The organism is Streptomyces ziwulingensis, assembly GCF_039542605.1.
GTDB lineage: Bacteria > Actinomycetota > Actinomycetes > Streptomycetales > Streptomycetaceae > Streptomyces > Streptomyces ziwulingensis.
Genome location: NZ_BAABIG010000024.1, coordinates 22,973 through 44,667, shown reverse-complemented (window position 1 = coordinate 44,667; position 21,695 = coordinate 22,973). Strand labels below are relative to the sequence as shown.

The following is a 21,695-nucleotide window of genomic DNA, read 5'->3' as shown; positions in this document are numbered from 1 at the left end:
CGTGGTGGTGAGCCGCCTGGACGCGACTCCGTCGATCCCTACTCTAACGTTAGGGTAGGGTTGCCCGGCATCCTCACACCCTCCCGTACGCTACGCCCCGGCCCGCCGACGCGGGGGTGTGCCCGAGCACGACAGGTCCTCCTTCTTGTCCTCCTCCGTTCGCGCTGTCTCCCCGGCCGCGCTGCTGCGTGCCCTGAAGCCCGGCTGGCTCCGCGATCCCGAGGTGTGGCGCACCGAGGTGCTCGCCGGCCTGGTGGTGGCGCTCGCGCTGATCCCCGAGGCGATCTCCTTCTCGATCATCGCCGGGGTCGACCCGGCGATCGGGCTGTTCGCCTCGTTCACCATGGCGGTCACGATCTCCGTCGTCGGCGGGCGCCGCGCGATGATCTCCGCCGCCACCGGCGCCGTCGCCCTCGTCATCGCTCCGCTCAACCGCGAGTACGGCCTCGGTCACCTCGTCGCCGCCGTCATCCTCGCCGGTGTCTTCCAGGTGGTGCTCGGCGCCGTCGGCGTCGCCAAGCTGATGCGGTTCGTGCCCCGCTCGGTGATGACCGGTTTCGTCAACGCACTGGCGATCCTGATCTTCATGGCCCAGGTCCCGGAGATGACCGACGTGCCGTGGCCCGTCTACCCGCTGATCATCGGCGGCCTCGCGCTGATGGTCGGCTTCCGCCGGATCACCACCGTCGTCCCGGCCCCACTCGTCGCCATCGTGATCCTCACCGTCATCACCGTGGCGGCCGGGATCGCGGTGCCCACCGTGGGGGACAAGGGCGAGCTGCCCTCCTCCCTGCCGGTCCCCGGCCTGCCGGACGTGCCGTTCACCATGGACACGCTGGCGACCGTCGCCCCCTATGCCTTCGCGATGGCGCTGGTCGGGCTGATGGAGTCGCTGATGACCGCCAAGCTGGTCGACGAGATCACCGACACCCGCTCCAGCAAGACCCGCGAGTCCATCGGCCAGGGCATCGCCAACATCGTCACCGGTTTCCTCGGCGGCATGGGCGGCTGCGCGATGATCGGCCAGACCATGATCAACGTGAAGGTGTCCGGCGCTCGCACCCGCCTGTCGACCTTCCTGGCCGGCGTGTTCCTCATGGTGCTGTGCATCGTCTTCGGACCGGTCGTCTCCGACATCCCGATGGCGGCCCTGGTCGCGGTGATGGTCATGGTCTGCTTCGCGACCTTCGACTGGCACTCGATCGCGCCGAGGACCCTGAAGCGGATGCCCGCCGGTGAGATCACGGTCATGGCGGTCACGGTGGCGTGCGTCGTGGCCACCCACAACCTCGCCATCGGTGTGGTCGTCGGCTCCGTCACGGCGATGGTCGTCTTCGCCCGGCGGGTCGCCCACTTCGCCGAGGTGAGCGCGGTCACCGCCCCCGACGGCGGGAGCGTCGTCTACCGGGTGACCGGCGAACTCTTCTTCGCCTCCGCCAACGACATCGTCGGCCGGTTCGACTACGCCGGCGACCCCGGCACGGTCGTCATCGACCTGTCCGGCACCCATGTGTGGGACGCCTCCTCCGTCGCCGCCCTGGACGCGATCGAGACCAAGTACGCCCGGCGCGGCAAGACGGTGGAGATCCGCGGCCTCAACGAGGCCAGCACCCGGCTCCGCGACCGGCTCGGCGGGCGGGCCCCGGCCGATCACTGACGGCGGACGACCCGGGGTCCTCGGGGGTCGGAGGCTCGGGGTCCGGCGGGAGCTGGCGACGGCCCGGCTGATGGGCCCCTGGCCCGGCTGATGGGCCCCTGGGGAGCACGTCTGCCGCCGTCGGCCCGCAGGGCCCGCCGAAGATCGTGGCGGGCCCCTCGCCTACGGGGCCTCAGACACCGCACCGCAAGGGTGTCAGGCGGGGGAGGCAGGTTCGGCGCGGGAAGAGGCGTCCGGGCGGACCTGCCCGTCCCGTAGCGGCGGCAGGTGGGTGGTACCTCGCGCTCGAATCCCGCTCCCGGTGCGTCCGGGATCACGGCATCCCGTCGTCCTTCGGGCAGCGCGGGCCCCGGCGAGGTCGGGTGCGGCCCGCGTGGCCTGTGGACCAGTGGACCAAGGGACCAGTGGACCAAGGGACCAGTGGGTCAGCGGGTCAGCGGTCGAGTTTGAGTGCGCCGTGGCCGACGTGGGTCGTCTCGGCGACGCTGCGGATCAGGTGCAGCAGGTCCTCGTGCAGGCGGTCGGTCATGCGGCCCTCGGCGACACTGCGTTCGAAGGACCGGTTGATGCCCCTGATCGCCGCACGGCCGGCGGCCTCGAACGGGTCCTCCTGGTCGGTACCGTCGAAGGGGAACTCGGTCCCGGCGGTCCGGCGCGACACCTCGACCTCGGCCAGGGCGACGACGCCGGGATTGGTGAGCGACATCGCGCGGGTCAGCGTCGCCTCCTCGTGGTCGAGGTGGTCACGCAGGTCGCGCCACCACTTGTCGACGAGTTCGACGAAGTCGGCGGACGGATCGGCGTGATAGAGCGCGATGAGCCGCTGCTCGCGTTCGGCCGGCCATTCGGTGACGAAGTCGAGCTTGGAGGGGAAGTAGCCCGTCACCGTTCGCGGGGCGACATCGGCGGCCTCGGCGATGCCGGCGATGGTCGTCCCGTCATAGCCGTGTTCGACGAACAGGCGCAGAGCGGTGTGCAGGATGTGGCGCCGACGGCGCGCCTTGTTCCGTTCCCGCAGCCCGGGACCGTTCCCTGTCGTCACAGTGCCCTCCCTCTCACCGTCCGCCACTACGCGATTTTTACCGTATGTAGCATACACGCCCCACCCAGCATAAATGCCTCCTTGCGCAAACTTGCCTTCGATGGCAAGATTTTTTCGACGGTTCGACGATGTGTCCGAACGGACGGCAACTGCCCGCGGACCGTGTAGAGGAGATGGTCTTGAAAACTGCATACGCCGACGCATCCGGGTTCCCGGTCGGTGATCCGACGCCGATCCTGAGCTGCGGCCCCGTCATCCTCGACGTCCCGGACAGGCCCGTCCGGCTGGAGATCAAGGTCACGGCGCCCGCGACGGGCACCGGGCTCCCGGTGTCGCCGACGAGCACTTCGGTTCGTGGGCCGGGGAGCGCTACCCGTCGCTGCGGTACCCGGAGTTCGCGACGATGACCGGCACCACGCTGGTCGTGGCCGGCGACGAGGACCTGAACCCGAACTTCTCCAGCTTCTCGGCGACCTGTCCTGGAAGACGGCGCTCGACCTGCTCCAGTCCCCGTCGGTACCCGTCGCCACGGTGGAAACCAGGTGAGAACCAGGTCCAGTACGCGACGTCACCCGCACCGAAGGCCGAAGAGGAGCAGTCCGTGAACATCGCCGTCCTCGGAACCGGCAGAGTCGGCTCGACGCTGGGCGCACGCCTGACCTCGCGAGGCCATCGCGTGCTCTACGGATCCCGAACGCCCACGGGTGCCGACCGGCTGGACCACCGCGGTGCCGTCGCCTCCTCCGACCTCGTCGTCACCGCCGTGCCCGGCGGCGACGTGCTCGGCGTCCTGGACGAGATCGGGGACGAGGCGCTGGGCGACAAGATCCTGCTCGACCCCTCGGCGACGATCACGCCGCGGGCCGCCACGGGGCACACCGGCGGCGGGGTGGCCGGCCGGGTCCAGAGACGGTTCCCGCGCACACGCGTGGTGAAGGCCCTCAACACGATGAACTTCGCCATCATGGTCGACCCGCTCGCATCGGTCCCCGCGGCCACCGTCTTCGTCAGCGGTGACGACGTCGCGGCGAAGGGGGTGGTCACCGGCCTGCTCGGCGATCTGGGCTGGCCCGCCACCGGCATCATCGACCTGGGCGGTATCGACACCGCCGCCGCGACCGAACAAGCCGGCGCGCTGTACTTCGCCATAGTGCGAGCACTGGGCGACACGAGATTCAACCTCGCGGTGTCACGGTGACGAGGACGGCACCGCACCGCCGACCCGGTACGAGGGACGGCGTGCCGTGAAACCGCTGGAGAGCCACGGCCGCACCCTTGGCTGATTCGATCGGACGGTCCGTCTCGTGCGGACCGTCCGGAGGGACAACCCGACCCCACCCCACTCCACCCCGTGGGAAGGCCGCCACGATCTGTCTGGCCGGACTCGACACCGTAGGGATCTTGCTGTGGTCAGCCCGATGATTCCAACGAAACGGCCGGGGAGGAGCGGGAGGTGGGGTGCTCCGGGCGGACGGGATGCCGGCTCAGGATGGAGACCCGGTTGAACGCGTTGATGGTGACCGCCACCCAGAGCACCGCCGAGATCTGATCGTCGTCGAACACCTCACGGGCGGCCGCGTAGGCGGTCTCCTGCGCGTGCGTGTCGGCCGGATCGGTGGTCGCCTCCGCCAGCGCGAGCGCCGCACGTTCGGCCGCGGTGAACACCTCGGTGTCCCGCCAGGCGGCCAGCACGCCCAGGCGCTGTGCCGTCTCCCCGGCGCGCACGGCGGCCCGCGTGTGCACATGCAGGCAGTAGGCGCAGCCGTTGATCTGCGACACCCGCAGATTGACCAGTTCCACCAGGCGCCGGTCGAGCCCCGCGTCGGCGGCGACCCCCCGGACCGCCTCGGACGTGCGCACCAGGGCCTGATAGGCGTCGGGACTCTGCTTGTCCAGGTAGACACGAGCGACCTGCCGGTCCGCGGGCTCGGGCACGGGACTGCTCACCTCGGTACTCCTTCGGACTCCGGTCCGGACAGCGCCGCCAGGACGATCACGTCGTTGAACGTGAAAGTAGCATGGGGTGTGGAGGTGGTCCTTGATGAGCAATGCCGAGACGGATCCGGCGCCGACGCGCTGCGGATCGACGCGGGACGAATCGACGCGGGACGAATCGATGCCGGACGACGAGGGAGGACCGGGTGCGGCACGGATCGACGTACTCACCCCGCGTGACGTTCCCCTGGGCGGCCCCCGGGCCATGACGGTACGCCGCACCCTGCCGCAGCGGGCCCGGTCCCTGATCGGCGCGTGGTGCTTCGCCGACCACTACGGCCCCGACGACGTCACCCGCACCGGCGGCATGGACGTCGCCCCCCACCCGCACATCGGCCTGCAGACCGTGAGCTGGCTCTTCAGCGGCGAGATCGAGCACCGCGACAGCCTGGGCAGCCACGCCTACGTCCGCCCCGGCGAACTCAACCTCATGACCGGCGGCCACGGCATCTGCCACTCGGAGGTCTCCACCGCCCGGACCACCGTCCTGCACGGCGTGCAACTGTGGGTGGCCCTGCCGGACGAACACCGCCACACCGCACGCGACTTCCAGCACCACGTGCCACAACCCGTGCGGATGGACGGCGCGGAGATCAGGGTCTTCCTCGGTGAACTGGCCGGCTCCGCCTCACCGGTACGCACCTTCACCCCCTTGCTCGGCGCCGAGATCCTCCTCGATCCCCACGCCTCCCTCACCCTCTCCGTCGACCCGGCCTTCGAACACGGCCTCCTCGTCGACCAGGGCGAGATCCGCCTGTCCGGAACCCCGCTGCACCCCGCCGAACTGGGCTACGCCCGCCCCGGCAACACCACCCTGACCCTCCACAACGACTCCACCACCCCGGCCCGCACCATCCTCCTCGGCGGCCCGCCGTTCGGCGAGGAGATCATCATGTGGTGGAACTTCATCGGGCAGTCGTCACAAGAGATCGCACAGGCGCGCCAGGACTGGATGGAAGGCCGTCGGTTCGGGGTGGTGGAGGGGTACGACGGCGATCCGCTGCCTGCGCCCGCGCTCCCCACAGTCCCCCTGAAACCTCGGAAAGACCGTCCTTGACCAGCAAGTTCGCGTGTTGAGCGGCGGCTGGCGAGGGAAGGCAAACAGAGGGTGCTCGTGACGGGTCCTTCAGCGCTCGATCGTGAGCGAACGGCAAGCGGGGGAGGCTCGTCCCGATGGCCGCCAGTCCGAAGTGTCGTCGTCTGTGAGCGGGTGTGAGCATCCTCTTGCTAACCCAATGCTCACTTTTCTGACGGCCCGTCAGTCCGAGTCGAGGCGCGCTGCACGAAGCACCGGCGCCCGCGCCGAAGTGATCGAGGCGATGTCGACCGGCCCGATCTTGGCTACTTGAAGGTGCGAGATGCCGGCCGAGCGGAGAACGTGGGAGAGGCTGCAGACGGTTGCAGGAAGCCGACAACTGCGAGTGGGCGGGGGGCTTTCCGGGGCTCACGCCCCGCGCCGTTTCGCCAGCGTTGGACATCCGGCTCGGGTGCCTCTCAACGTCGGCTGAACCCTTGACGGTGACACTGCCGAAATCAGACGCCTGATCACCCGACTCACCGACCGCCGCCCCACCCCGGGCGACCACATCCTGCACTGGTCGACATGGCGCCGACGACGGCAATATCAAGCTCCGCTCAGTCACTGCAAGCGCCGTGGACACAGCCCCTGAAAACTGCCCAGCACTCAGAACAAGCACCGTTGCAGTATTAGACCGTGTCCTACGTGGTGAGGCGTCATTGACCTCGGTATGGGGCGGGGTACGTGGAGTTGGATGCGGCCATCATCTACGTACTGGTCAGCGGCTGCGCCTGGCGCCAACTACCGCCTGGCTTCGGCATATCGAAGTCGACCGCTCACCGCCGGTTCCTGATCCGGTCGAGAGCCGGCGTCCGGGGGCGGTTGCACGAGGCCACCGCGGCCGGTACTTCAAGCCCCAGCGCCTCCACGCAGACAAAGCCTACGACCGCGCCGACCTGCGAAAATGGTTACGTGGCAAACGCATCGGAGTACGGATCGCGCGCAAAGGCATCGAGCCAAGCGAACGATTGGGCCGCCGCCGCTGGGCCATCGAGCGGACGGTGTCCTGGCTGTCCGGCTACCGACGCCTGAGCCCTCGCTACGAACGCGATCCCCGCAATTACCTGGCTTTTCTCGGACTGGCAGCCGCCCTGTGCTGCTACAAACGCCTCGTCCGCCTCACCACGTAGGACACGGTCTTATGAGGACGATCACGTCCCGTCGTACGGGAGTTCGGCCGACCAGGGACGTGAACGTCCTATGAGGTTCAGGTTGTGTGGCAGGTCAGCGCGGCGGTGCTTCGACACCTGTCATCGCGAGGGCCTCCGGCGGCAGCCGGTCGCCATGGATGGTGATTTGTGCGACGGCGGCGTTCAGCTCCTGGAGTTCGTCGCGGCTGAACCTGACTTCTTCCGCGCCGATGTTCTCCAGGAGGTGGGGCAGCCTGGTGGTGCTGGGGATCGGCACGATCCACGGCTTCTGGGCCAGCAGCCAGGCGAGGTCGATCTGGGCGGGAGTGGCGCCCTTGCGTACGGCCCAGTCCTGCAGCAGTCGCACCAGCGGCATGTTGGCGGCCAGGTTGTCCCGGCTGTTGCGGGGGAACGCGGTCCGGCGGTCGTCCTGCGCGAACCGGAAGTACGGACTCATCGTGCCGGTGGTGAAGCCCATGCCCAGCGGAGCCCAGCACACGAAGCCGATCCCGAGTTCCTCGCACAGCGGCAGAACCTGCTCCTCCGGTCCGCGCCACAGGGTGGAGTACTCGTTCTGGATGGCGGTGAGCGGCTGGATCGCGTGAGCCCGGCGGACGGTCTGCAGACCTGGCTCGGAAAGGCCCCAGTGCAGCACTTTGCCCTGGTCCATGAGGTCCTTGACCGTGTCCGCGACGTCCTCGATCGGGACCGCGGGATCGACCCGGTGCTGGTAGAGCAGGTCGATGTGGTCCGTCCGCAGGCGCCGCAGCATGCCGTCGACGGCCCGGCGGATGTGTTCTGGGCGGCTGTTCAGGCCGTTGCGTGCTCCGGTGTCCGGGTCGATGTCCCAGCCGAACTTGGACGCGATCACCACGTCGTCGCGGACGGGGCGGAGGGCATCGCCGACGATCCGCTCCGACTCCCACGGCCCGTACGCCTCGGCCGTGTCGAAGAACGTCACGCCCTGGTCGACGGCTGTCCGGATGAGCGCGACCATGTCCTTGCGGCTGGTGACCGGGCCGTAGAGGTTGCCCGGCATGGTCTGTGTGCCGAGACCGATGCCGGAGACCTTCAAGGAACCGAGCCTACGGTGGCCGGTCTGTGTGATGGCCGCGGTCACCTGACCGCGACGGCGGGCAGGAGCACCGGTGGCCGTGGCGGGTGATGCGGAGTGTGCCTGGGCCGGTGCGGCCCCCGACACAGCTATGAGAGAGGTCGCTGCGAGGGCGGCCGCGCCCAGGAAGCCACGACGGCCGCGGTCGGTCGAGTCGGCGTGCGGTGTGCCGTCCTGTTCGTGCATGGGGTACATCCCTTGTGTCGCCTGTTGGGGGAGGGGGAACTCGGGGTGTCGCACCGTCGGTGACGAGGCGTCATGCCCTGTCGTGAGCCGGGCTCTGATCCCGGCTCGGACGCGGCGGGTCGGGGGCTGGACTCGTCGAGCGGCCGAAACGGACCGTGCCCGAGATGAGCACCTGGGCGTCCGGTGGCGCTGGGTCCACGTCCGTAGCTTCGGACGACGCCCATGCTTGTCCGACCATGGGCGTCGTGTGGTTGCGATGATGCCGGTCGGTCAGTCTGATTCAATCAGCGTGCCCACCGGGGTGGGAGGGCGTGTTGTGCCGGGTAATGGCACTACCCCCCTCCGCTTGGCCTGTTCGACGAACGAGGGTGCACGACCCGGCGGTTGGGCGGGTGGCCCCGGGGCCACCGGTACGGCGCGGTCGGCAGGGGACTACGCCTGCCGTGAAGCGAGTTCGACGACGGTGATGTCGGACGGTGCTCCCACGCGTACCGGTGGGCCCCACACGCCGGCGCCCCGGCTCACGTACAACTGGGTGTCTCCGTAGCGCTCCAGCCCGGCGACCGTGGGGTTGGCCAGTCCGGCGAGGAGGCTGCCGGGCCAGAGCTGTCCGCCGTGCGTATGACCGGAGAGCTGGAGGTCGACGCCGTGGCGGACGGCGTCCTCGATGACGACGGGCTGGTGGGCGAGGAGAACGGCGGCGCGGGAACGGTCCCGGTCGCCGAGGGCCTTGCCGAAGTCGGGGCCCTGGCCCTCCTCTTCGCCGCGGAGGTCGTTGACGCCGGCCAGGTCGAAACCGGGCAGCTCTCTGCGGGCGTTCTCCAACGGGCGCAGTCCCAGGTCCCGTACCTTTTCCACCCACTGCTCGGCGCCGGAGATGTACTCGTGGTTGCCCGTGACGAAGTACGCGCCGTGCCGTGCCCGGAGTTGAGCAAGTGGTTCGACGGCCGATGCGAGGTTCTCGACGCTGCCGTCCACCAGGTCGCCCACAACCGCGATCAGGTCCGGCTGTGTCGCGTTGATGGTGTCGACGACCCGCTGGGAGAAGCCCCGGCCCAGGACGGGACCGACGTGGATGTCGCTGACGACGGCGATGCGGAACCCGTGCGCGCTGCGCGGGAGTCTGGCCAGCGGAATGGTGAGGCGCTTGACCTTCGGCCCGCGCAGCACACCGTACGTGCCGTGACCGACAGTCCCGACGGCGACGGCTGCCGCGGCGCCGCCCACGACGCGGGAGACGAAGAGGCGACGCGACGGGACGGCGGAGTTGGTGCCGACTGACGGAGTGGGCTCCGGTGCTTGCGACGGGTCCAGTACGGTAACGCGTCCCGCGGTGCCTCGTTTTGCATCGGAATCGCCGCGGTGCGCCGTTGCCGGCGGCGGCTCGTCGGCCGAGACGAGTTGCTCCGCGCCGGGGCCACCGGCTTGCCCCTCCGCGGACTGTCCCGTCGGCAGAACCCGCTGACGCGGGCCCGTCCCGGCGTCCCGGTGCGCGAGCCACCGCCGGAGCACGGGCCGGACGGCCTCACCGGCCGACACCGCGAGCAGCAGATACACGGACAGCGCCATCCACAGATATCCGGGCCAGGCGAGGGCCCGCTGCAGGAGGAACGGAACAGTTGAGCCCTCCGCCGTCATGGCACCCATCGACAGCAGGGGACCGGTCACGAAGACGACGTTCCCTGCCCGTCTCGGGAACGAACCCTTGGCCGTCGTGTCCCGTACGAGACGGCGCCAGACGTACCAGTGCAGTGCGCCGAACAACGCCAGCACGACGACACTGACAACTGCGAATATGACGACCACGACTCCGCCTAGTCCTTCCTCTGAGGTGTCCCACGGCTCTTCGACCCGCGGGACTGGGATGTCGCCGGGCCGGTTGAGCCCTTACGACTTGTACCGGTCGCGTCACCCGGAAGCGTCGGCCTTGATCTTTTCGAGTGCGTCGTCGAACCCGTCGGGCGTGTGGCTGTTCCCCGCCACACGGTCGAGATCCACGTCGTCGATGTCCTTGCCGACCACGAGTGCCGGGACCTCATCGGCGAAGCGCTTCTGCAGCGTGCGCGAGGTCTCGTCCGTCGCGTGGGGAGCGACATCGACAGCGGTGATCCGGTCTCCCTCGAGTGTGATGGTCACCCCGATGCTCGAGCCCCGTGTTCCGTACTCGCCGTCCACGACGTACTCGCCGTCGTCGTACGAGCCGCTGCGCGAAGGAAAACCGGACGAGGCGGCACCGCTGCTCGAAACGGACCTCGGAGCGGACGGGGAAGTCGGGCTGCCTTCACCCGAGCCCCCATCCGTGCCCGTGGCTGTGCAACCGGCGATCGCGGCCGTGACAGAGACGCCCACCAGCGTCGTGGTGGTCTTCCTTCTCGTAGCTGACATGTCTTCCTTGCCTGTCGACGTCAAAAGTGCGGCCCGGGCGGCATGCCCTCAGGCGAAGAGCTCGCCCGCGAAGTCCGACGAGCGGTCGGCGCGTCCGTCGGCATGCATGCGCACGTACGCGAACTCGAAGGTTTCTGTGAGCTGTGACGCGTCGGCGAAGAACAGCGCCGTCGCCAGGCCGTCGGCGAGCGCGGTCTCATCGGCGACGACCCAGGTGGCGACCACTCCCGCGACCGGGACACCCGTCCTCGCGTCGAGCACGTGGTGCAGCCCGTCCCCCCACGCCCGTCGGGCGACCCCGGATGCACACAGCGCCTGACCCCTCAGGTGAGCCACGCCGATCACCCGTCGCGGATCGAAGGGATGCTCCAGGCCGACCCGGAAGATCCGCTCGCCCGCGTGGAACAGGTCCCCGCTCCCGTCGACGACGAACCGGGTGTGGCTGGCTTCGCGCATGATCGCTGAGAGGAGATCGACCAGGTAGCCCTTGCCGACCGCGCCCACGTCGATCACCAGCGGTCGCTGTGTGACGAGCGTCGTACCCTCCCTGACGACGTCCGCGGCCCAGGTGGCGCGGCCCCGGGCACGCTCAGCCGCCCGCACGTCGTCGGGGGCGGGCGTCAGGGTGTAGGCCGAGTCGTAGCCGAGGAGTTCCAGCTGCCGGCCGACGAGCGGATCGACCGCACCGCCGGTGGCCGTGTACAGGCGGTCGTAGAGAGTGAACAGTTCGATCGCGTCCGTGGGGAACTCGAACCGGCCCCCGGCCGGAGAGGCGGCGATCCGCGACACCAGCGAGTCCGGACGGAACCGCGAATACGTGGCGTCGAACCGCCGGACCCTGTCGAGGATGCGGGCACGCAGGCACGCACCCATCGGCTCGTCCGTGTCGATCCGCCAGTTCGTTCCGATGGCCTCGAAGGCGAACCGGTCGGCTCGCGGCTCCTGCTCCTTCAGGGCAGCCTGTTCTGGGGCTTTTGCCGCGCCGGGCCTGATGTCGTTCACGACTGAGGTCTCCTGTGGGATGTCGTCGTACTTCCACTCTCAGGGCTTCGGCCGCTGTACGGCACACCGGGTTGTACCAGGCAGTGGCATGCCAGAGAACGGCAGTGCCCCTCGCCCGCTTGCCCAGGCGCAATCCCTTGGCCGGCGAGGGAGGATCCCCGGCCTCCGTTCGACGCGTCGCAGGGATCATCCCGCAGCGGCCTTCTGGCCGAGGCTGTCGAGCCAGTCACCCACCTCTGCCTCGGCGTCACCCATGTCGTCCCGCGAGATCGTGAAAGCATTACTGATCACGGTGGAATCAGAAAGTGCCTCGGTGATGGTTTCCACCGTTCCGCTCAAGCGGTTTCCGCCATGGGTGCTGAACAGGATGATGTCCTTGCCGCCGAAGTCATGTTCCTCAAGGAAGGTGTGCATCGGCATCGGCAGGTCGTACCACCAGATCGGATAGCCGATGAACACGGTGTCATAATCTTCGAGGTGGGGAATCAGGGCCTTGAGCTTCGGCCTCGCATCGGCCTCCTGCTGTTCGAGTGCGAGATCCTCGAGTGTGCCGTGATCCAGGGGAAGTTCCTCCGCCGTCTCTATGCGGAACATCTCGGCGCCGGTGCGCTGCTCGATGATCTGCGCAACGTACTGGGTGTTTCCAAGTACTTTTCCGTTGACGACGTGCGTGCTGTTCGCCTCGTCCTCGCTCATGTTGTCGGGATCACTGGTTTCCGGTACCGAGAAGTACGCGATCAATGTGCGCGATTTTTCCAGGGGCCGGTCGATTTTCGTAGGCCCTGAGGCACCGGGGGAGTCGTCACCTCCGATGAGTGAACAGCCTGCGGCACCGACCCCCGCCAGTGTTGCGCCGGCCAGATTCAGGAAACCCCGACGTGTTGTGCTTGCCATTTTCGCGAACTCCATGTCTTCAGCTGTTCTTGTCTGATCTGGATCGGAGTGGATTGCGGCACGCCGTCTACATGGTGAGCCGTTCCTGATGGATGCGCCGTGGGGACACCCCTGTGCGCCACAGCAGGCGCCGGTTCGCCACTACGGCGGGATTCGGGCCCACGATGAAGAAGACGCCCTTCGCGATTGCCTTCGAGGGCAACGCGTCGATCAGATCGCGGCGTCGGAACCGGCCAATACTGACAGCGACATGAAAACGGCCGCCGGACGCCGCCTCGTACTCCTTGAGCACGTCACGGTAATAGGCGTCCTCCGGGCTGCGCACGGCCCACAACAGGTGAATCTCCCGTGTGGTGTGGTGGGCCGCCGCCAGGCTGAGCAGCGGGGCCACACCCGCGCCCATCCCGATGAGGACGAGCGGAGCTTCGGGGGCTCGACCCTGGACGGTGGATTCGAAGCGGCCGAAGGGACCCTCCAGGCGCACACGGGCTCCGACTTCGACGTTGTCGAGGCGACGAGTGAAGTCTCCGTGCTGACGGATCGTGAATGTCAGGGTCTCCCGGTCGTCGTCGGTCACCGAGAAGGGATGCCATTCCCCGCTGACGGAAGAGGACCCCTCGAAGCTGAGGAAGAAGAAGTCGCCCGGGCGCAGGGCCGACGCCTTCGTGTCAAGGTGTACCGACACCCTTCGGGTCGACCCACCGAGCGCGTCGCTGTTGACGACGGTACCGCGCAGATACGTATCGCCGGCGATCCACTTCTTCCACGCATAGACGCCCAGCACCAGCACTGTGTACGCATCGAACAGCATCATGAACCCGAAATACTGGTTCACTCTCACGAGCAGGTGGGCGTGCAGCCAGATCATTGCCACGATCACCAGGTTGAGCCGATGAATCCACACAGAGAACTGGTGGCGGAAGACGGTCTCCAGGAAACCCTTGACTCTGAGAAGCAGCCTCGATCTGTCGACCAGCCACCCGCTCAGAAAGAAAACCGAGAAGCACAGCACCGAAAGAGAGCCGTAGAAACTCCAGTCTCCCAGGTCACGAGCCAGAGCGCTTGGCGAATAGGAGTTGTCCTGATGTATGTACGCGGCGAAGATCGCCAACACGCCGAGCATGCCATGAAGGCCGTATATGGACGGCATGCCCACGAAGCGGTCCAGCCAGGACGGTCGCACGCTGAGCAGGATGGACAGCAGCCACCATGCATAAGCGATGAGCCCGAGGGAAATGTAGAACTTCAGCGGACCGGGCGCGGTGGCCATGGCATCGTAGGTGAGCACCAGCGGGAGCGGAAACACGACCGCGAAGCTCCAGAACAGCAGCTTGCGCACCATGGCTGAAACTCCACCCGGTCTGTCCGATTGACCTCACGCGGCCGTTGCTCGAAACTCATCTTTTTTCCTTCGGCCACGCTCGTCGAATAGTCCCCTAGGGGTCTCGGCTCTCGTATGTGCTGTCGGTTGACATAGGTGAGGGCCGCCATGATCAGGACGCCGACACCGATCAGGACGAACACCTTGTAGCGCGGTTTCATGTGCAAGCCGTTTTCAGGAAGCTGGTACGGGAAATGAGTGCCTGGCCCATGCCGTTCGCCGGCCGGGAGCCCCCAGTGGCGGTCCGGCCCGAACAGGCGGCTTCGCAATGCGTGTGAGGCACACCGCGATGTCCGTGACTCCGGGTCCTCGACCGCGTGGTAGGGCGAGGGTTGTCTCCGGGTGCGCCCCTGGCGGCGGGTCAACTGTGTTCGGACACGACGCGCAGGTGGACGAGGCGACCGCCCTCATCACGAGGTACCGGGCGGACACGGTACGGGCGGGGCGGGACATCAGCGCGGCCCGCAAGCCGGATCAGCAGCGGCAGACCTGAAGTGACACGAGCGAGGGGGCGGCGGAGACTCCCGACGCGAGCTGTGAGGCCGCGTGGTCACCCGGGGGCAGCGCAGTGGACGCGTACCCCCGGACACCGCCGACGGCGGAGCCCCTCGTGTCCGAGTTCGGAGCAGGGCGGTGGCGGTCACGGCCCGCTAGCCAGAAGGCCGGATCGGAGAGGTATCCGGCCTCGCCACAGGCGACGGATTCGTCGACATGGTCGGCGACGTCCGAGCCCATGCCCGGGCTCACGTCCGAGCCCATGGACGATACCAGCGGTGATGCCGAGGTAGGGCCATGGCCGGTGTGCCCGGACGCGCCGGGCATCGTCGCGCCGATGGCCACCAGAAGAGCGGCCAGCGCGAGCACGAACCAGGGGGTGCTGCTGCGTGGCATGCGCCCCTCCTCGCGGCCGTGTCCCGTTCATTCGACTTCTGTCCGGAGGGCCGGAAAGAGCGCGTTCTCGGATCGCGGTGCTCCGAGAGTCGTCGGTGACCGGGCCCGCGCTGGTACCCACCTAACGGGAAAGGCTCACCGCGCGGCAGGCCGTGTTGTGCCAGGGAGCGCTGATCAGGGCATTGACAGGGCCCCCAAGGATCACCCCAAAAGGATCACTCGTCTGCTATGGACGGGTCCACCGCCCCGACCGGCCCGGGAGCCGCTTCTGGCCGGGAGGAAAAGCGTTCAGGGGTCCTGTCACTCCCCTGAACACCGCTCCCCGCTACGGCGCGGTCTGCCACGAGCGCGGGCGGACCCGCACGATGGACGTGAGCGACAGATTCGTGCGACGGGCCGCTCGGCCCATGGAGGCAGGAGAAGACATGCGAGCCCTGAACCGGCTGAACAAGAAAGTCACGGCCGCGGCGCTGGTGGGGGTCTCCGCCGCCGCGGCCCTTGCGGGATGCTCGTCGCCGGACGAGGCGAGCACCACGAGTTCACCCCTGACATCGAGCAGCGCCTCCCCTGAGACCGGGGCGCCTTCCACGGCAGAGGGAGACTACGCCGACGGGAAGTACCGCGCCGACGGCGAGTACGGCACTCAGGACTCCAGCATCGGCGTGTCCCTCACCCTGGACAACGGTGTGATCACTGAGGCCGATATCGAACCCCACGCGACGAACGAGACATCGCGCGACTACCAGGAACGCTTCGCCGAAGCCGCTCCGGACCTCGTTGTCGGCCGTGACGTCGACGACGCGAACCTCGATCGCGTCGCAGGTTCGAGTGGCACTCCGGACGGCTTCAACGACGCCTTGCGGAAGATCAGGGAAGAGGCGTCGCGGTGAGGCCCGGCTCACAGTCGTCCGGCAGAGGATGAGAGGCGGTCTGTGCCGCAGTGGACCCTTATGTCGGGATCACTTGCCATGCGGGGCTCAGACCGAGGACGACGTCGAAGAGCTACCGGTGTCAGGTGACCGGATCCCGGGCGAGTCCAGTTCGTGTTGCTGAACGACGACTCGGACCAGGGGGAGCAGATGTTGTTGGAGCATGGGCAGGCCGATAGCGCGTCCGACCGACAGCGCTGTGACGGACAGAGCCACGAGGTGGCTCCCTTTCGCAGGCGTGCTGCAATGGATCATTGACGTCGGGCACGCGAATGCCCGACGTCAATGATCAGAAGCAGCTGGATTCACTTCATCGGCTGGTTCCCCCGTACTCGGCGTCCGTGACGTGTTCCCCCCACTCGACGTCGGGCACGTCAGGACTGCCGGAACTCTCGGACAGAGCCAGGTGGGTCATGAAGCGGTCGGGTGCGGCGCCGTGCCAGTGCCACTCGCCAGGAGGCGTGTAGACGATGTCCCCCGGGTGCATCGCCTTGGTCTCGGCGCCGCGGGACTGGACCAGGCCGACGCCCTCGGTGACATGTAAGGTCTGGCCGACTGCGTGCCGGTGCCAGATGGTGCGGGCGCAGGGGGCGAAACGCACCACACCCGCGCGAAGCCGCGAGGGCGCCTCGCCCTGCACGATCATGTCCACCCACACGTCGCCGGTGAACCGTTCCACGGGCCCCTTCGTCGTGGGGTTCTTCTTCAGGAATTCCATCTGCCTCGGTGCCCCTGTTCGGCTGCGTCGGTGAAGTGATCTCCGGATACGTTCAGCCTGCATGCCGGCGCCACCTCGTGACAGACCGTGGCGTGCCAGGGAGCGGTGTGCCGGGGAGCCGCGTTCAAGGGTACGGCAGGGCACCTGACAGACGCGGCCGAACGCGGGACAGTGTTTCTTCCGGCTCCGCACCCGCCGACGCGGTCGGTTGATCCCGCCAGGGTCGCACGGGGCCGGTGACTGTCACACTGAGGGGTGTGGCACGCGAGCAGCAGGACAGAAGCAGCGGGACCGAACTGGGACGCTTTCTGCGCGCCCGCCGGGCGGAAGTCGGCCCCGAGGAGGTAGGCATCAAGGTGGGCCCGGGGCTGCGCCGGACGCCGGGGCTGAGGCGGGAGGAACTGGCCACGCTCGCCGGAGTGAGCATCGACTACTACGCCCGCCTGGAGCGGGGCCGCGAGTGCCATCCCAGCCCTGCCGTCCTCGACGCTCTGGCACGCGCGTTGCACCTCGGGGAAACAGAGCACAAGCACCTGCACGACCTCGGTCTCAGTGCTGCCCGCAGACCGTCCGCGGAACAGAGCGTGCCCAGCCGCATCGTGGACCCCGGTACCGACCTGCTGCTCCAGCGACTACGGCCCTTTCCGGCCCGGGTGCTCAGCCGCACGCTGGATCTGCTCGCCTGTAACCAGGGCGGACTGCGGACACTGGCCGGAATCGACCGCTGGCCTGTCGGGCAGCGCAACATCGCGAGGTACGTCTTCCTGCACCCCATGGCTCGTGAGTTGTTCCCGGACCGGGAGGTGGTGACGCGTGGCTGCGTCGCCCGGTTGCGTGCCCTGGCGGGCACTGACCCCGACGCTCCCGACCTCGCCGGCCTCGTCGATGAACTGCTCCTCAAAAGCACGGACTTCGCGCGGCTCTGGGACTCCTACGACGTCAACGGGTTCGTCCAGGGAAGCAAGACTCTGCAGCACCCCGAAGTCGGATTGCTCACACTGCGCTACCAGTCCATGCTGATCGAGGGCACTCCAGGACATCGCCTGGTGACGTATTACGCCCTACCTGACACACCGGACTACGACGCCATGGTCCTCCTCGACCGGGATGCTGTCGTTCGGTGATGGATGGGCCCCGCGCCGCGGGTGAGGGGCGTACCCGAACCCTGATGGGTGTGGGCGACGACCTCCGCCGCGATGGACAGCGCCGTCTCTTCGGGAGTGCGGCGCCGAGGTCGAGACCGATCGGGGAGTGCAGGAGGGCGAGGTGAGCCTCCGTCACGCCGGCTTCCCGCAGTGGTTCCAGGCGGTGTGTGTGGGTGCGGCGTGAACCCATCGCGCCCACGTAGGCGATCGGCAGACCCAGCGCCAGACGCAGCAGCGGCACGTCGAACTTCGCGTCGTGGGTCAGGACGCGGACGACCGTGCGGGCGTCGCACACGGTGACGGGACGGACAGCCTTTCCGGGCAGGTCGCCGCGTCCCCGCCCACCTCAGCGCGCCCTGTACGGCCCGCGCGAAGCAGTGCGAGGGCCTGCGCCGCCACTGTGCCTTCCCGTCGCTCGCGCCCCGCGGCGCCCGCGTGTGCGTAGTCCTCCGAGGTGACGCTCAGAGCGCGGCCGAGGAGTTCCGCCGGCCCGTCGACGATCTGAGCCACGGCGACAGGCCGGCCGGACACCACCCCGCCGAGGGCCGTGGCCGGAGGGGGACGGCCGGCGGGATGGATCCGCTGCACCAGGACGTCGAGTTCGCCGCCGCAGGCCAGGCCGACGGCGAAGGCGTCCTCGTCGGAGTAGCCGAATCGTTCCCGCATAGGAGGTTCACCGGACTTGAGCACCTGTCGGCGCAGCTCGTGGACAGCTCCCTCCACACAGCCTCCGGACACACTGCCGATCACGTTGCCGTCGGCGTCCACGGCCAGAGAGGTACCGGTGGGCAGCGGTGCGCTGCCACTGACCCGGACCACGGTGGCAAGGGCGAAGGGGCGGGCTTCGCGGCATCAGGTGTGCGGCGTGTCCGCGATGTTCAGCAGGGGCGGGGTCTCCAGGAAGGGCGGCGGCCGCACGGGTGGTCCCGGGCTGCGACGCGTGCGCACCGCAGCCCGGGACCAGGCTCAGAGCAGCGACTCGGCGGTGATGGGCAGGTCGCGCACCCGTCGGCCGGTGGCGTGGAAGACGGCGTTGGCGACGGCGGGGGCCACTCCGACCACGACGACCTCGCCCAGGCCCTTCACGCCGAGGGGGTCGGCCTCGTCGTCCCGGCCCTCGACGTAGATCGCCTTCAGATTCGTGACGTCGGCGTTGACCGGGACGAGGTAGTCGGCCAGGTTGGCGTTGACGATGCGTCCGTCGCGGTGGTCGGTGACCGTGTGCTCCAGCAGCGCCATTCCGATGCCGCCGACCATGGCACCGATGGCCTGGCTGTCGGCCAGCTTGGGACTGATGATGCGGCCCGCGTCGAAGACACCGAGCATCCGCCGCACCCGTACCAGACCGAGGCGGGCGTCGACGGCCACCTCCGCGAACACCGCGCCGTAGGCGTACATGGCGGACCTGGACTGGCCCGGCGTCCAGGAGCCCAGGGCTTCGAGATGGGTGCGGTTGTTACGGGCGAGGAGTTGCCGGTACGTCTCACCGCGCGCGGGGTTGTCCTTGAGATGCAGTCGTCCTCCCCGTACGACGATGTCGTCGGCGTTCGCGCCGGACAGGGGTGAGTCCTCGTCCTCGACGGCCAGTCGGATCGCCTGTTGCCGCAGGGTGTCGCAGCCGTTCTGGACGATGGATCCGACGCTGGCCATGGTCAGCGAGCCGCCGTGGAGCGGAGCCGTGGGCATGTCCGTGTCACCGAGCCGGAAGGTCACGTTGCGCACGGCGAGGCCCAGGGCGTCCGCGGCGACCTGGGTCATGGAGGTGTAGGTGCCCGGTCCCATGTCGCTGGTCGAGGACTCGATCGCGGCGGTCCCGTCGGCGTCCAGCCGGACACCGGCCTGACCGGGGGCCCGCAGGGTGTCGTAGACCGCGGTGGCCATGCCGGTGCCGATGAGCCAGTCGCCGTCACGGGTGGAGCGGGGCCGGGGGTTGCGGCGGCTCCAGCCGAACTCGCGGGCGCCGACCGTGTAGCACTCGCGCAGCCGGCGGGTGGAGAACGGCCGCCCGCTGGCCTGGTCGTTCTCGGGCTCGTTGCGCCGGCGCAGCTCGATGGGGTCGATGCCCAGTTCGTGGGCGAGTTCGTCCATCGCGCTCTCGAGGGGGAACGCGGCGGTGGAGTACCCCGGACCCCGCATCGGGGTCGGGGTGTTCACGTCCAGCGCCACCGTCCGGTACATCTGGGAGACGTTGGGCGTGGTGTACAACATCTGTCCGGGAGCGAGGACGCCGCGTTCCGAGAACCGCTCGTAGCGGGAGGTCTCGCCGCGCAGTTCGTGGGTCATCGCGGTCAGCAGCCCGCGCCGGTCGCTGCCGAGGCGCACCTTGTACTCGTACGCCGGCCGGTAACCGACCCCGAAGTACAACTGCCTGCGTGTCAGGACGAGTTTGACCGGGCGACCCGTCTCGCGGGCGGCGAGGGCCGCGACGGTGATGTGCGGCCAGGCCCGGGCGGCGTTGCCGAACGCGCCGCCGACGAAGGGGGAGACGACCCGGACGGACTCCGCGGGGATGCCGAAGTTGGCGGCGAGTTCGGCCCGCGGGCTCTGCACCCACTGGGTCTTGTCCCACACGGTCAGCCGGTCGCCCTCCCACCGGGCGACGGTGGCGTGCAGCTCCATCGCGTTGTGGTGATTGCGGGCGGGCCGGTAGGTCATCTCCAGCCGTACGTCCGCCGACTGCAGGGCGGCCTCCGCGTCGCCGCGCGTGTAGGTGACGGGATCCCCCGTCGCGGGGGTCTCGATCAGGTCGGTCTCGGACGACTCAGCCGCGTAGTCGATCTCCATCAGGCTCGCCGCGTGCTGGGCGGCCTCCAGTGTGGTGGCCACGACGACGGCGACCGGCTGGCCGTGGAAGCGGACCTGGTCGTCCTGGAACACCCGCAGTCGTTCGCCCGGCAGATTCAGGGAGCCCGGGTTGGGCCCGTACGGCAGCGTGGGGGAGTTGCGGTGGTGGATCACCTTCAGCACGCCAGGATGGGCCTCGGCGGCACCGGTATCGACACCAGTGATCCGGCCCCGGCCGATGCGGCTGTCGACCACGACGGCGTGCACCACGCCCTCGGGTCCGCCCGGGTCCTGGTCGGCGGCGTACTTCGCCTGGCCGGTCACCTTCAGGCGTCCGTCCACCCGGGAGAGCGGTGCGCCGACCGCTGCCTGCGGTTGAGGGCTCATTTGCTGTCTCCTACGATGCGCAGCTGGCGTTCGACGGTCCGCTGGAGCAGTTCGACCTTGAAGCGGTTGTGTGTGAGGGGCCGCGCCCCGTCCGCGGCCGACTCCGCGGCCCGGGCCCAGAGCCGGTCCGAGGGGCGTTCACCGACGAGGGCTTCCTCGACGGCGGGCAGCTTCCACGGGACTGTGCCGACCCCGCCGGCGGCGACCTTGGCCTCGCGGATGACGCCGCCCCGGACGTGCAGGGCGACGGCGGCCGAGGTGAGGGCGAACTCGTAGGACTGGCGGTCGCGGACCTTCAGGTAGCCGGACCTCAGCGGGCGCGGATACGCGGGTATCTCCACAGCAGTGATCAATTCGCCCTGCCGCAGCGCCTGTTCGCGGTTCGGTGTGTCTCCGGGGCGGAGCAGAAAGTCGGCGAAGGGCACTGTGCGCTGTCCGTCCGGGCCCAGCAGGTGCACGCGGGCCTCCAGGGCGGCGAAGGCGACGGCCACGTCGGAAGGGTGGGTGGCCACGCAGTCCTGGGAGGTGCCCAGGATCGCGTGGGTGCGGTTGAAGCCCTCCCGGGCCGCGCAACCCGTGCCGGGCTCCCGTTTGTTGCAGGCGGCGGTCACGTCACGGAAGTACGTGCAGCGGGTGCGCTGCATGATGTTGCCGCCGATGGTGGCCATGTTGCGTAGCTGCGCCGACGCGCTCAGCTCCAGGGCCTGTGCGACGACCGGGTAGAGGGTACGCACCTTGCGGTGGACGGCGGCGTCGGTCATCGTCACCAGCGCGCCGATGCGCAGCCCGCCGCGCTCGGTGACCGTGACCTCCCGCAGCGGCAGACGGCTGATGTCGACCAGGCTGTCCGGGCGCTCGACGGTCTCCCGCATCAGGTCGACGAGGGTGGTGCCGCCGGCGATGTAGCGACCGCCGCGCCGGCCGGCCGTGAGGGCCGCACGGGTACTGGGCGCCGTGGTGAAGGAGAAGGGATACAC

Annotated in this window: 19 protein-coding genes and 2 pseudogenes; 7 read left to right on the top strand and 14 right to left on the bottom strand. The window is 68.7% G+C overall.

The genetic code is table 11. The features are described 5' to 3' along the window. Nucleotides 1-145 precede the first annotated feature (145 nt). The gene (locus ABEB00_RS13965) at nucleotides 146-1,657 is read left to right on the top strand and encodes a SulP family inorganic anion transporter (protein ID WP_345619867.1); all 1,512 of its coding nucleotides are present in this window, start codon (nucleotides 146-148) and stop codon (nucleotides 1,655-1,657) included. A 433-nt stretch (nucleotides 1,658-2,090) separates the two neighbouring features. On the opposite strand, the gene ABEB00_RS13960 is transcribed toward ABEB00_RS13965, so the two are convergent. Both ABEB00_RS13960 and ABEB00_RS13955 read right to left on the bottom strand, forming a co-directional pair. Continuing rightward, nucleotides 2,091-2,699, bottom strand: coding sequence for a TetR/AcrR family transcriptional regulator (locus tag ABEB00_RS13960; protein ID WP_345619866.1), 609 nt, complete (start codon nucleotides 2,697-2,699; stop codon nucleotides 2,091-2,093). Nucleotides 2,700-3,068: 369 nt separating this feature from the next. Next, nucleotides 3,069-3,308: a hypothetical protein gene (locus tag ABEB00_RS13955; protein ID WP_345619865.1), complete on the bottom strand. Its 240-nt coding sequence runs from the start codon at nucleotides 3,306-3,308 to the stop codon at nucleotides 3,069-3,071. Between ABEB00_RS13955 and ABEB00_RS13950 the strand changes: the two genes are divergently transcribed. Next, entirely contained in the window at nucleotides 3,301-3,897 is a 597-nt protein-coding gene (locus ABEB00_RS13950; RefSeq protein ID WP_345619864.1) for an NADPH-dependent F420 reductase, read from the top strand. The two genes, ABEB00_RS13955 and ABEB00_RS13950, sit on opposite strands and share 8 nt — an antisense overlap. 212 nt (nucleotides 3,898-4,109) lie before the next feature. Here ABEB00_RS13950 and ABEB00_RS13945 read toward each other — a convergent pair whose 3' ends face one another. Beyond that, the gene (locus ABEB00_RS13945) at nucleotides 4,110-4,646 is read right to left on the bottom strand and encodes a carboxymuconolactone decarboxylase family protein (RefSeq protein WP_345619863.1); all 537 of its coding nucleotides are present in this window, start codon (nucleotides 4,644-4,646) and stop codon (nucleotides 4,110-4,112) included. Nucleotides 4,647-4,740: 94 nt separating this feature from the next. On the opposite strand from ABEB00_RS13945, the gene ABEB00_RS13940 reads away from it, so the two are divergent. Together ABEB00_RS13940 and ABEB00_RS13935 are read left to right on the top strand one after the other, a co-directional pair. Continuing rightward, nucleotides 4,741-5,751: a pirin family protein gene (locus tag ABEB00_RS13940; protein WP_345619862.1), complete on the top strand. Its 1,011-nt coding sequence runs from the start codon at nucleotides 4,741-4,743 to the stop codon at nucleotides 5,749-5,751. A gap of 711 nt (nucleotides 5,752-6,462) precedes the next feature. Further along, nucleotides 6,463-6,902: pseudogene (locus ABEB00_RS13935) on the top strand (transposase); the annotation flags it as partial. Between the two features lie 94 nt (nucleotides 6,903-6,996). Here the strand turns inward: ABEB00_RS13935 and ABEB00_RS13930 are convergent. The 6 genes from ABEB00_RS13930 to ABEB00_RS13905 form a co-directional block, all read right to left on the bottom strand. Continuing rightward, on the bottom strand, nucleotides 6,997-7,977 hold the full coding sequence (locus ABEB00_RS13930) for an aldo/keto reductase (RefSeq protein ID WP_345619861.1): 981 nt from the start codon (nucleotides 7,975-7,977) through the stop codon (nucleotides 6,997-6,999). 657 nt (nucleotides 7,978-8,634) lie between these two features. Next, nucleotides 8,635-10,008 (bottom strand): metallophosphoesterase, encoded by a 1,374-nt coding sequence (locus ABEB00_RS13925; RefSeq protein ID WP_345619859.1) that lies wholly within the window; start codon nucleotides 10,006-10,008, stop codon nucleotides 8,635-8,637. Nucleotides 10,009-10,110: 102 nt separating this feature from the next. Further along, nucleotides 10,111-10,587, bottom strand: a complete 477-nt coding sequence (locus ABEB00_RS13920) for a hypothetical protein (protein ID WP_345619858.1) — start codon at nucleotides 10,585-10,587, stop codon at nucleotides 10,111-10,113. A gap of 48 nt (nucleotides 10,588-10,635) precedes the next feature. Then, nucleotides 10,636-11,589, bottom strand: a complete 954-nt coding sequence (locus tag ABEB00_RS13915; RefSeq protein WP_345619857.1) for an FAD:protein FMN transferase — start codon at nucleotides 11,587-11,589, stop codon at nucleotides 10,636-10,638. Between the two features lie 186 nt (nucleotides 11,590-11,775). Further along, nucleotides 11,776-12,498, bottom strand: a complete 723-nt coding sequence (locus ABEB00_RS13910; RefSeq protein WP_345619856.1) for a flavodoxin — start codon at nucleotides 12,496-12,498, stop codon at nucleotides 11,776-11,778. A gap of 52 nt (nucleotides 12,499-12,550) precedes the next feature. Then, complete coding sequence (locus ABEB00_RS13905) at nucleotides 12,551-13,825, bottom strand: FAD-binding oxidoreductase (protein ID WP_345619854.1); 1,275 nt, start codon at nucleotides 13,823-13,825, stop codon at nucleotides 12,551-12,553. Between the two features lie 406 nt (nucleotides 13,826-14,231). Between ABEB00_RS13905 and ABEB00_RS13900 the strand changes: the two genes are divergently transcribed. After that, nucleotides 14,232-14,357: a hypothetical protein gene (locus ABEB00_RS13900; protein WP_345619853.1), complete on the top strand. Its 126-nt coding sequence runs from the start codon at nucleotides 14,232-14,234 to the stop codon at nucleotides 14,355-14,357. Here ABEB00_RS13900 and ABEB00_RS13895 read toward each other — a convergent pair. Further along, nucleotides 14,339-14,755 carry a hypothetical protein gene (locus ABEB00_RS13895; RefSeq protein ID WP_345619852.1) on the bottom strand — a complete coding sequence of 139 codons (417 nt, stop codon included), beginning with the start codon at nucleotides 14,753-14,755 and terminating at the stop codon, nucleotides 14,339-14,341. The genes ABEB00_RS13900 and ABEB00_RS13895 overlap by 19 nt on opposite strands. 425 nt (nucleotides 14,756-15,180) lie before the next feature. Between ABEB00_RS13895 and ABEB00_RS13890 the strand changes: the two genes are divergently transcribed. Next, a complete protein-coding gene (locus ABEB00_RS13890; RefSeq protein ID WP_345619851.1) occupies nucleotides 15,181-15,645 on the top strand; it encodes a hypothetical protein in 465 nt (154 codons plus the stop codon). Between the two features lie 349 nt (nucleotides 15,646-15,994). Here the strand turns inward: ABEB00_RS13890 and ABEB00_RS13885 are convergent, their stop codons facing one another. Then, nucleotides 15,995-16,402 carry a (R)-mandelonitrile lyase gene (locus ABEB00_RS13885; RefSeq protein ID WP_345619850.1) on the bottom strand — a complete coding sequence of 136 codons (408 nt, stop codon included), beginning with the start codon at nucleotides 16,400-16,402 and terminating at the stop codon, nucleotides 15,995-15,997. A 257-nt stretch (nucleotides 16,403-16,659) separates the two neighbouring features. On the opposite strand from ABEB00_RS13885, the gene ABEB00_RS13880 reads away from it, so the two are divergent. Then, the gene (locus ABEB00_RS13880; protein WP_345619849.1) at nucleotides 16,660-17,526 is read left to right on the top strand and encodes a helix-turn-helix transcriptional regulator; all 867 of its coding nucleotides are present in this window, start codon (nucleotides 16,660-16,662) and stop codon (nucleotides 17,524-17,526) included. Here ABEB00_RS13880 and ABEB00_RS13875 read toward each other — a convergent pair. From ABEB00_RS13875 to ABEB00_RS13865, 3 genes and pseudogenes are all read right to left on the bottom strand, one after another. Next, a pseudogene (locus ABEB00_RS13875) lies at nucleotides 17,481-18,432 on the bottom strand (XdhC family protein). The gene ABEB00_RS13880 and the pseudogene ABEB00_RS13875 sit on opposite strands and share 46 nt — an antisense overlap. An 81-nt stretch (nucleotides 18,433-18,513) precedes the next feature. Continuing rightward, a complete protein-coding gene (locus ABEB00_RS13870) occupies nucleotides 18,514-20,718 on the bottom strand; it encodes a xanthine dehydrogenase family protein molybdopterin-binding subunit (protein ID WP_345619848.1) in 2,205 nt (734 codons plus the stop codon). After that, nucleotides 20,715-21,695, bottom strand: a complete 981-nt coding sequence (locus ABEB00_RS13865) for an FAD binding domain-containing protein (RefSeq protein ID WP_345620045.1) — start codon at nucleotides 21,693-21,695, stop codon at nucleotides 20,715-20,717. Before ABEB00_RS13865 ends, ABEB00_RS13870 begins: the two co-directional genes overlap by 4 nt.

Excerpts from the sequence above, each read along its gene's own strand:
- ABEB00_RS13955 (WP_345619865.1), bottom strand. The coding sequence starts at position 3,308 with ATGTTCACGGACTGCTCCTCTTCGGCCTTCGGTGCGGGTGACGTCGCG.
- ABEB00_RS13940 (WP_345619862.1), top strand. The coding sequence starts at position 4,741 with ATGAGCAATGCCGAGACGGATCCGGCGCCGACGCGCTGCGGATCGACG.
- ABEB00_RS13910 (WP_345619856.1), bottom strand. The coding sequence starts at position 12,498 with ATGGAGTTCGCGAAAATGGCAAGCACAACACGTCGGGGTTTCCTGAAT.
- ABEB00_RS13870 (WP_345619848.1), bottom strand. The coding sequence starts at position 20,718 with ATGAGCCCTCAACCGCAGGCAGCGGTCGGCGCACCGCTCTCCCGGGTG.
- ABEB00_RS13895 (WP_345619852.1), bottom strand. The coding sequence starts at position 14,755 with ATGCCACGCAGCAGCACCCCCTGGTTCGTGCTCGCGCTGGCCGCTCTT.
- ABEB00_RS13905 (WP_345619854.1), bottom strand. The coding sequence starts at position 13,825 with ATGGTGCGCAAGCTGCTGTTCTGGAGCTTCGCGGTCGTGTTTCCGCTC.
- ABEB00_RS13885 (WP_345619850.1), bottom strand. The coding sequence starts at position 16,402 with ATGGAATTCCTGAAGAAGAACCCCACGACGAAGGGGCCCGTGGAACGG.
- ABEB00_RS13920 (WP_345619858.1), bottom strand. The coding sequence starts at position 10,587 with ATGTCAGCTACGAGAAGGAAGACCACCACGACGCTGGTGGGCGTCTCT.
- ABEB00_RS13890 (WP_345619851.1), top strand. The coding sequence starts at position 15,181 with ATGCGAGCCCTGAACCGGCTGAACAAGAAAGTCACGGCCGCGGCGCTG.